We start from the raw sequence: 8,897 nt of genomic DNA on the forward strand, positions 1-8,897 counted from the left end.
CCCTCGCCCCGACCACAGCCGAGTCGGAGAGCGTGCGGGAGGCCGCACGGCAGGCCCGGCTGATTCGCCGCTGCGCCGACGCCTCCTGGATGGCGCTTTGCACGCCCGGCGATCGGCGCGAGGCCAAGGCTCTGTGGGAGAATGAGCTCGCCAAGCAGGAGCTGGCGCGGCAGGTGACGGGCCTGGCGGCCGCCGGCGACTGCGACGGCGCCGTGCGCGCGGCCCTCGAGGGGGGGGACCTGACCCTGGCCCGGCAGATGCGGGACTTCTGCGCCGACGCCTCCCGCTAGAGGGTTCCGATCAGAACCGAGTGGAACCAAGACAAAGGGCGCCGCGGAGACCGCGACGCCCTCAATTCTTCGACCTGTTTGACCGCTCAGGGCTGGCAGGCCCCGCCGCCCGGGCAAGGCGCCACATGCACCTGCGGGGGCTCCACGATGACCTGCGAAGGCTTCACGCGCACGTCAGGCGCATGGAGATAGATCTGCGGCGCGGCCACCCGCACCGGCGGGGCTTCCACATAGATGGGCGGACCCTGAATATCGATACGGCCCGACGGGACATAGACGGGCGGAGAATAGATGCGCACGGCAGGGCCGCTGGACACGTGGCGCACATGATAGGGCGCGGGCGTGGTGTAGAAGACGTGCTGCTGCGGGCAGTAGCAGTCGGCATGGCCCACATGGGCCGGCGGACAGGGCGGCCAGCCGCCCTGGGGCTGAGACGCGGTGGGATGGTACTGGGCGCTGGCGGCGCCGGCCGAGGCCGCCAAGGCGGCTACGGCGAGAAGGCTGGTCCGGATCATGTGTCACCTTACCCCGGTTCGAGTTCACCCAAGGGCCGGCGCGAGCCATCAGCCCCCACGCTGCGATCACCCTGTTAGGATGGAACGCAGCGGCAAGCAACAACGCGTTAACCATAGAATTCGATCAGTCTTAACGCGCCAAGGCAAGACGTCGGATGGAATTCGCCCGCAACGGGAATTCCCCATATCTCACCCGCGGTCACGGGTCAGCAGCGACCGGCGTGCACGAACCGGGGCGGCTCGGGTTGGATCCGATAACCGGTTCCCACTTATCGGAACGCAGATTCCAGAGCAGGCGCGCGTTTTGATCCGATAACCGGTTCCCACTTATCGGAACGCAGATTCCAGAGCAGGCGCGCGTTTTGATCCGATAACCGGTTCCCACTTATCGGAACGCGCTTTAGAACGCGCCGCATGACCGCTGCGCCTGCGAAATCCATGGCCGATACGGCCGCTGAGTTCGGCCTCAAGGCCGATGAATATGACCTCATCGTCAAGCGTCTGAACCGCGAGCCGAACCTCGTGGAGCTGGGCGTCTTTTCGGTCATGTGGAGCGAGCACTGCTCCTACAAGTCCAGCCGCAAGCACCTGTCGAAGTTCCCCACCAAGGGCGCCAAGGTGATCCAGGGGCCGGGGGAAAACGCCGGGGTCATCGATATCGGCGACGGCCAGGCCTGCGTCTTCAAGATGGAGAGCCACAACCACCCCTCCTATATCGAGCCCTATCAGGGCGCCGCCACCGGGGTGGGCGGGATCATGCGCGACGTCTTCACCATGGGTGCGCGGCCCGTGGCCCTGCTGAACGCCCTGCGGTTCGGCGATCCCAGCCATCCCAAGACCCGGCGGCTGGTCAACGGCGTGGTGGCCGGCATCGGCGGCTATGGCAACTGTGTGGGCGTGCCCACCGTGGCGGGCGAGACCAATTTCCACCGCGGCTATGACGGCAACATCCTGGTCAACGCCATGTGCGTGGGCCTGGCCGACGCCGACAAGATCTTCTACTCCGCCGCCCCGGCCGCCGGCCTGCCGGTGGTCTATTTCGGGTCCAAGACCGGGCGCGACGGCATTCACGGGGCGACCATGGCCTCGGCGGAGTTTGACGACGCCTCGGACGAGAAGCGCCCCACGGTGCAGGTGGGCGACCCCTTCGCCGAGAAGCTGCTCATCGAAGCGACCCTGGAGCTGATGGCGTCCGGCGCAGTGGCCGCCATCCAGGACATGGGCGCGGCGGGCCTGACCTCTTCGTCGGTGGAGATGGCCGGCAAGGGCGGGGTCGGCATCGAGCTCGACCTGGACGCCGTGCCCCAGCGCGAAACCGGCATGACCGCCTATGAGATGATGCTGTCGGAGAGCCAGGAGCGGATGCTGGCGATCCTCAAGCCCGGCCGCGAAGCCGACGGCCGCCGCATCTTCGAGAAGTGGGGTCTGGACGCCGCCACCATCGGCCAGACCACCGACACCGGGCGCATGGTCCTGCGCCACAAGGGCGAGGTGGTGGCCGACGTGCCGCTCGCTCCCCTGTTCGACGACGCTCCCCTCTATGACCGTCCGTGGACGCCCACGACGCCGCAGCCGCGCCTGGGCGCCGCCGACGTCCCGCCCCCGGCCGACTACGCCCAGGCGGTGATCAAGCTGATGTCCTGCCCGGACATGGCCTCCAAGCGCTGGATCTGGGAACAGTACGACCGCCACGTCATGGCCGACACGATGGAGGATTCCGCCACCGGCGCCGACGCAGGCGTGGTGCGGGTGCATGGCACGCGCAAGGCGCTCGCCGTAACCTCCGACTGCACGCCGCGCTATGTGCTGAACGACCCGTATGAGGGCGGCAAGCAGGCCGTGGCCGAGGCCTGGCGCAATCTGACCGCCGTGGGCGCCGAGCCCATCGCCATCACCGACAACCTGAACTTCGGCAATCCCGAGCGCCCGCCGATCATGGGTCAGATCGTGGGCGCCATCGACGGCATGGCTGAGGCCTGCGCCGCCCTGGACTTCCCCGTCGTGAGCGGCAATGTCAGCCTCTACAATGAGACCAACGGCCAGGCCATTCCGCCCACGCCCACCGTCGGCGGGGTGGGGCTGATCGCCGATTCCGCCCGCCGGGCCGACTATTCCAGCCTGCAACCCGGACAGACCCTGATCCTGCTGGGGGAGACCCGTGGGGAGCTGGGCGCCAGCCTCTATCTGCGGGAGATCCTCGGTCGAGAGGACGGCGCCCCGCCGCCGGTGGACCTGGCCGCAGAGCGCCGGGTGGGCGACTTCCTGCGGGCCATGATCCGCGGCGAACAGGTCAGCGTGGCCCACGACCTGTCCGACGGCGGCCTGATCGGGGCGGCGGCGGACATGGCCCTGGCGTCGGGGGTCGGGATCACCTTGAGCCTCGGCTCGGACCTACCGGCTCACGCGGCCCTTTTTGGCGAGGACCAGGCCCGTTACCTGATCGCTGTGGACGAGGCCCAGCCCCTGCTGGCGGCGGCGGCGGCGGCGGGCGTCGCGGCCCGCGAAATCGGCCGGGCCGGAGGCGACTCATTGGCGGCGCAGGATCTGTTCGATGTGCCCCTGAAAGCGCTGCGCGACGCATACGAAGGCTGGATGCCCACGTACATGGCCTAGCAGCGGAGCCGGCGGTCGGCTTCCGCGTTAGGGTGACGCCCCCCTGAGCGATCCAGGCTCGGGATGGGAAATCACTCTAATTTCAAGGGTCTCGTCCGTGATCTGCCGTTCCGGGATCAGGCTGCGACCGAGCAGGGTCGACATGTCGAACACCGTCTTTCGCGGGCGCCTTGCCGCCCCCCTCGCACTTCTCGCCCTGGCCGCCTGCGCCGGAACACCGGAGCGGGGGACGTTTCTGACGAGCTATGAGGGGTTGAACACCCGCTCCGACATGGTGCGGGCCAGCGCCCTGGACCGGTCGGACAAGGCCGCCTTGGCCCAGGTCGGCGCGGTGGCCCTTGAGCCCAGCGTCTATGCCCCCGCGCCCTCGGCCCGCAACTGGATGACGCCGCAGGAAAAGGCCCTGGTCCTGCGCGAGGTGGACGCCCAGCTCTGTTTCGAGCTCTCCGAACGCTTCGAGATCGCCCGTCCCGGCGAGCGCGCCGATGCGGCGCGGGTGCGTGCGCGGTGACCGAGGTCATGCCCACCGGCCGCGTCGGCTCTGCGGCGGCGGCGGCGGCCTCCTTCTTCATTCCAGGCCCCATCGGCGTGCGCGCGCCCGGCGCCCTGGGCGGGCTGGCCGCCGAGGCCGAGATGCTGAGCCCGGCCGGCCAACAGATCGCCGCCATCCAGTGGCGGCGCACCGCCACGGCCATCGGCACCGACAACCCCTCTTTGAGCCGGGTGGGCGACGCCCTTCAGTTCGCCGAGCCGTTCGGCGACGCCGCGGCCGCAGCCATGACGCCAGAGGACCACACGCCTCGGCGGATCAGCGCCGAGGACGACCCCTGCGCCGAGTACGGTCCCCGCTTCCGTCCGGAGGGCTTCCTGTCACGCTTCGCCACCGGCCTCTATATTCCCGAAACCAGCGCCGCCCGGCAGGCGGCCGCCCCCGCCGATGACCAGGGTCTCGCCGATGGACGCGCCCAGGACCGCTGATCCAGCCAAGGTCACGGTCTGGTACGACGGAGCCTGCCCCCTCTGTCGCCAGGAGGTCGCCTGGCTGCGACGTCGCGACCTGGAGGGGGCGCTAGACCTTGTTGATCTGACGGCCTCCTCCCCGACGCCTCTCCCCGCAACGCGGGAGGCGCTGATGGCGCGCTTTCACGCCCGCGACCGGGGTGGCCGGCTGGTGAGCGGGGCCGAGGCCTTCCTGGCGGTCTGGAGCGCCACGCCCGGGCTGGGCGGGCTGAACCGCCTGCGTCGGATCAGGCCGCTGGTCGCCCTGCTGGAGGCGGCCTACCGCCTCTTCCTTCGTCTGCGTCCACAACTTCAGCGTCTGGCCCGTCATGGCGAAGCCTAGCCTCCCCCGAATCCCACCCGCCGCCGCAGGTCTCGGCGCCGCGGGCCTCATTCCGTTTGTCGGCCTGGCCGCCGCCAGCCATCTCGCGCCGGAGGCCTGGCGCAGCCCGGCGCTGGAGGCCCTGACCTTCTATGGCGCGATCATCCTGAGCTTCATGGGCGGCGCCCAATGGGGGCTGGCCGTGGCCGCGGGCGAGCGCCGCCTGCACCCCTATGGCGTCAGCGTCCTGCCGGCTCTGCTGGCCTGGGCGCTTCTGGCCGCGCCGCGGGGCGCAGGCCTCCTGGGCCTCGCCGCAGGCCTCATCCTGCTGCTGGTCTATGACCTCTCCACGGTCCGCGGGGGGGAGGCGCCGCACTGGTATGGCGCCCTTCGCTGGCGGCTGACCCTGGTGGCCGCGCTCAGCCTCATCGCCGCGGCCCTGGCTCCGGCGGCGGCGTTCGCCTTCCATCCCCGGTAACAATCGACGCTGGTTACAGCCAAGCTTGGCTCACATCGCGCGGTTACGCGTAACTGTGACCCCTGCGCCGCACCCTGGCCCTAAAGGCGCCTGAAATCGCGCCTTGTTGTCGTGGTTTTGTCAAAATCGGGCGCCAAGGGCGGTGAAGCCCAGGACGTTTCGTGGTTGAGCCGATGCAATCCCCGATTGCCTGGAGCTCCACCATGACCAGCAAAATCAATCTCTTCGCCACATCCCTGCTGGGGGGCGCGGTCGTCGTCGCCCTGGCCGCCCCGGCCGCGGCCCAGACGGCGACCACCGCGCCGGCGGGCGAGATCGCCGTCCAGGAACTGGTGGTGACCGGGTCCCGGATCCGCCAGCAAGACTTCGTTTCACCCAATCCGGTGAGCACGCTGAGCGGGGAAGCCATCGAGCGTTCCGGCGTCACAAACGTCACAGACCTGATGCAGAACGCCCCGGCCCTGGTGGGCTCCACCGACCGGCAGGACTTCGCCAACGCCGCCAATCGCGGCTCGGTGGGCCTGAACCTGCTGAACCTGCGCAACATGGGCTCTAAGCGGACCCTGGTCCTGATGGACGGGCGCCGCCATGTGGCCGGCCAGCCCGGCACCGCGGCGGTGGACACCAACGCCATTCCCGTGGCCCTGATCGACCGCGTGGAGGTGCTGACCGGCGGCGCCTCGGCTATCTACGGCGCCGACGGCGTGTCAGGCGTGGTGAACTTCATCACCAAGCGCAACTTCGACGGCCTGGACGTCCGCGCCCAGTACGGCTGGTCGGACCTGGGCGGCGGCGAGGATGGCTTCGTCAGCGTCGTGGGCGGCCGCAACTTCATGGACGGCCGGGCCAACCTGACCATCGGCCTGGAATACGGCAACACCGACGCCCTCGCGCCCCAGGACCGGTCCTTCACCCGTCCCGGCTCCCGGGAAGTCCGGGTCAACAACCCCGCCGACTACGACCCGGCGGCCGACCGCGCCTTCTGGGGGAACACCGACCAGGTCTTCGCCCGGGACGTCCGCTATATCGACACCGCCCTGGGCGGCGGGGTCTATACCCGGGCCGGCTTTGATCCCAACACCCTGTCGGGCGTCAGCTTCGTGGGCGACGGCACGCGCTGGGTGGACGGCCTCTATCTGGGGGGCTTCTCCATGCTGGGCGGCTCGGGCACCCCGCTGGACCTGTTCCAGACCGAACTTCTCCCGGGCCTGGAGCGATGGACCGCCTATGTGAGCGGCTCCTACGAGCTGAACGCCAACCACCGCGTGTTCGGCGAGTTCAAGTACAACAACGCCCAGACCGCCTTCACCTCGCAGCCGACCTTCGACTACGGGATCTTCGTCGGGATCGACAATCCGTTCATGCCCGCCACCATCCGCGCCGACGCCCTGGCCCCGGGCGGCACGGCGGCGGCGGGCTCGTGGCTGCCGGCGCCGGGCGTGCTGGTGGCGCGCGACAATTTCGATCTGGGCAACATCCGGCGCGAGATCGAACGGGAGACCTTCCGCACGGTGGTGGGGATCGAGGGCGACCTGTCCTCGGCGGTCTCCTACAACGTCTCCTACACCTATGGCCGGACCGAAGAGAACAACGAGGAGCTGAACAACCGCAGCAATCTGCGGTGGTTCGCCGCCATCGACGCCGTCCGTGATCCGACCAGTGGCGCCATCGTCTGCCGCTCGACCCTCGATCCCTCGGCGGTCCCCTTCGGGGACCTGTTCGGAACCGATGTCGACCCTGCCGCCTGGAACCAGGTCTATGTGGGCGGCGGCCAGGCCGGCGGTTGCGTCCCGGTGAACATCTTCGGCGAAGGCGGAGTCTCCCCCGAGGCCCGCGCCTGGATCAACGAGACCGCCCGCTCGAGCTCCCGGATCGAGCAGCACGTGGTCAGCGCCTATATCTCCGGCGACAGCTCCCTGGCCTTCCGCCTTCCCGCCGGGCCGGTGGGCTTCGTCCTGGGGGCGGAGTACCGCGAGGAGCGCAGCCTGGAGAGCCCGTCGGCCTCCGAACTGCTCGGCCAGGAGCTGGGCTACAACGTCACCTGGCTTGGCCAGGGCGCCATCGAGAGCGGCGACTTCTATGTGGCCGAGCTGTTCGGCGAGCTCGCCATTCCGGTGGTGCGCGATCTGCCCTTCATCCAGGCCTTTGACGTCAACCTCGCCTACCGCTTCTCCGACTATTCCACCATCGGCACCACCGACACCTGGAATATCGGCGGCCGCTGGCAGGTGACCGACGACCTGATGATCCGCGGCAGCCGCGCGCGCGCGGTGCGGGCGCCCAATATCAGCGAGCTCTTCCTGCCCCAGAGCCAGACCTTCCGGCAGATCACAGATCCCTGCGACGTGCGCAACGTCCAGGCGGGGACGAGCTTCCGCCTGGCCAACTGTACGGCGGCCCTGGGCTTCGACCCTGTCGCCGCCAACTTCCAGAACACCACCTCGTCATCGGTGGAAGGCGTCGTCGGCGGCAACCGTGACCTGGGCGCGGAGACTGGCGACACCCAGACCCTGGGCCTCGTCTTCACCCCGCGCTTCGCGCCGGGCCTGTCGATGTCGCTGGACTATTACCGGATCACGCTGAGCGACGCGGTGAACCTGTTCACCGCCAATCGGATCATCGAGAGCTGCTACGACCTGGAACAGCCCAACGACTTCTGCAACCTGTTCACCCGCGATCCGTCCACCCAGTTCGTGGACTTCTTCCAGGAATACTCGATCAACGTCTCGGAGTATGAGACCGCCGGCTTCGACTTCAGCCTGCAATACCGGCTCAACCCCATGGACCTGGGGCTGCAGCGCGACATCGGCGACTTCCAGTTCGCCCTGCAGGCCAACCGGCTGACCAAGCTCCGCTTCATCGAGATCGACGGAGCCGCGCCGTCCAGCGAGCTCGGCTACGTGGGGGCGCCCAAGTGGCAGGCCAATTTCGACCTGACCTGGATGTGGAACAACCTGATGGTCAACTACGGCTTCAACTGGTTCGACGAGACCAAGCGCTTCACCGACGAGCGCCGGGCCTCCAACCCGAACTATGTGGAGGACCGCTACTGGACCTTCTCGCCCCGGGAAACCCACGACATCCAGGTGCAGTACACCTTCCAGGACCGCTACAACCTTTATGGCGGGGTGAACAATTTCACCAACCAGCTGCCGGATCGAGGTTCGGACGGCGTGTCGGCCACCGGCTCGGCGCCCTTCACCCGCGGGGCCACCCCCGTCGGCCCGCTGGGTCGCTTCATGTATGTGGGCATGAAGGCTCAGTTCTGATCTGAGCCAGGACCGCGATCCCGCCGGGCCGGTGGGATCGCGGTCCTCGCCTGCGCCCTTGAGATCAATCGGCGGTGGCGCGCCGCAAAAGGTCGAGCGCCCCGGCAGCGAAGGCCTGCATATTGGCCAGCCGGTCGTCGGCCCCGGTTTCCAGGGTCGTCACCCACTCCACCGGACCGGAAATGGCGATGCAGCTGTGGCCCGCCGGGTCGCCATAGCCATTGCCCGAAGGACCGGCCGCCCCGGTCTCGGACACGCCCCAGGTCGCCCCGAACCGCTCCCGCACCGTGCGGGCCAGCAAGAGGGCGTAGGGTTCGCTGGCCGAGCGCATGCCCGCCACCGCTTCGCGCGGAATCTCCAGCAGGCTCATCCGCGCCTTGCCGGTATAGATGACCCCGCCCCCCAGATAGT

At 68.8% G+C, this 8,897-nt stretch carries 9 protein-coding genes; 7 read left to right on the top strand and 2 right to left on the bottom strand.

The annotated features are described in order from the left end of the window. On the top strand, nucleotides 1-290 hold a 290-nt coding region (locus V7D28_RS11245), incomplete at its 5' end, for a hypothetical protein (RefSeq protein WP_333587476.1). A gap of 86 nt (nucleotides 291-376) precedes the next feature. Here V7D28_RS11245 and V7D28_RS11250 read toward each other — a convergent pair. Beyond that, nucleotides 377-805 (bottom strand): hypothetical protein, encoded by a 429-nt coding sequence (locus V7D28_RS11250; protein WP_333587477.1) that lies wholly within the window; start codon nucleotides 803-805, stop codon nucleotides 377-379. Nucleotides 806-1,219: 414 nt separating this feature from the next. On the opposite strand from V7D28_RS11250, the gene purL reads away from it, so the two are divergent. The 6 genes from purL to V7D28_RS11280 all read left to right on the top strand — a co-directional run bounded on the left by purL (nucleotide 1,220) and on the right by V7D28_RS11280 (nucleotide 8,486). Further along, on the top strand, nucleotides 1,220-3,418 hold the full coding sequence (gene purL / locus V7D28_RS11255) for a phosphoribosylformylglycinamidine synthase subunit PurL (protein ID WP_333587478.1): 2,199 nt from the start codon (nucleotides 1,220-1,222) through the stop codon (nucleotides 3,416-3,418). A 142-nt stretch (nucleotides 3,419-3,560) separates the two neighbouring features. Next, nucleotides 3,561-3,929, top strand: a complete 369-nt coding sequence (locus tag V7D28_RS11260; protein ID WP_333587479.1) for a DUF3313 family protein — start codon at nucleotides 3,561-3,563, stop codon at nucleotides 3,927-3,929. Then, nucleotides 3,926-4,396 carry a hypothetical protein gene (locus tag V7D28_RS11265; RefSeq protein WP_333587480.1) on the top strand — a complete coding sequence of 157 codons (471 nt, stop codon included), beginning with the start codon at nucleotides 3,926-3,928 and terminating at the stop codon, nucleotides 4,394-4,396. The genes V7D28_RS11260 and V7D28_RS11265 overlap by 4 nt, the downstream gene beginning before the upstream one ends. Further along, complete coding sequence (locus tag V7D28_RS11270) at nucleotides 4,374-4,760, top strand: thiol-disulfide oxidoreductase DCC family protein (RefSeq protein WP_333587481.1); 387 nt, start codon at nucleotides 4,374-4,376, stop codon at nucleotides 4,758-4,760. Before V7D28_RS11265 ends, V7D28_RS11270 begins: the two co-directional genes overlap by 23 nt. Then, nucleotides 4,747-5,217 carry a DUF3429 domain-containing protein gene (locus V7D28_RS11275; protein WP_333587482.1) on the top strand — a complete coding sequence of 157 codons (471 nt, stop codon included), beginning with the start codon at nucleotides 4,747-4,749 and terminating at the stop codon, nucleotides 5,215-5,217. Before V7D28_RS11270 ends, V7D28_RS11275 begins: the two co-directional genes overlap by 14 nt. 203 nt (nucleotides 5,218-5,420) lie before the next feature. Further along, nucleotides 5,421-8,486 (top strand): TonB-dependent receptor domain-containing protein, encoded by a 3,066-nt coding sequence (locus V7D28_RS11280; protein ID WP_333587483.1) that lies wholly within the window; start codon nucleotides 5,421-5,423, stop codon nucleotides 8,484-8,486. 64 nt (nucleotides 8,487-8,550) lie between these two features. Here the strand turns inward: V7D28_RS11280 and V7D28_RS11285 are convergent. Next, a partial coding sequence (locus V7D28_RS11285) for a CinA family protein (RefSeq protein WP_333587484.1) occupies nucleotides 8,551-8,897 on the bottom strand: 347 nt, incomplete at its 5' end.

It is taken from the genome of Phenylobacterium sp. (genome assembly GCF_036723115.1).
Classification (GTDB): Bacteria; Pseudomonadota; Alphaproteobacteria; order Caulobacterales; family Caulobacteraceae; genus Phenylobacterium.

Bases quoted from the DNA above. Each gene is read 5' to 3' on its own strand.
- V7D28_RS11250 (WP_333587477.1), bottom strand. From the start codon at position 805: ATGATCCGGACCAGCCTTCTCGCCGTAGCCGCCTTGGCGGCCTCGGCC.
- purL (WP_333587478.1), top strand. From the start codon at position 1,220: ATGACCGCTGCGCCTGCGAAATCCATGGCCGATACGGCCGCTGAGTTC.
- V7D28_RS11260 (WP_333587479.1), top strand. From the start codon at position 3,561: ATGTCGAACACCGTCTTTCGCGGGCGCCTTGCCGCCCCCCTCGCACTT.
- V7D28_RS11270 (WP_333587481.1), top strand. From the start codon at position 4,374: ATGGACGCGCCCAGGACCGCTGATCCAGCCAAGGTCACGGTCTGGTAC.
- V7D28_RS11275 (WP_333587482.1), top strand. From the start codon at position 4,747: ATGGCGAAGCCTAGCCTCCCCCGAATCCCACCCGCCGCCGCAGGTCTC.
- V7D28_RS11280 (WP_333587483.1), top strand. From the start codon at position 5,421: ATGACCAGCAAAATCAATCTCTTCGCCACATCCCTGCTGGGGGGCGCG.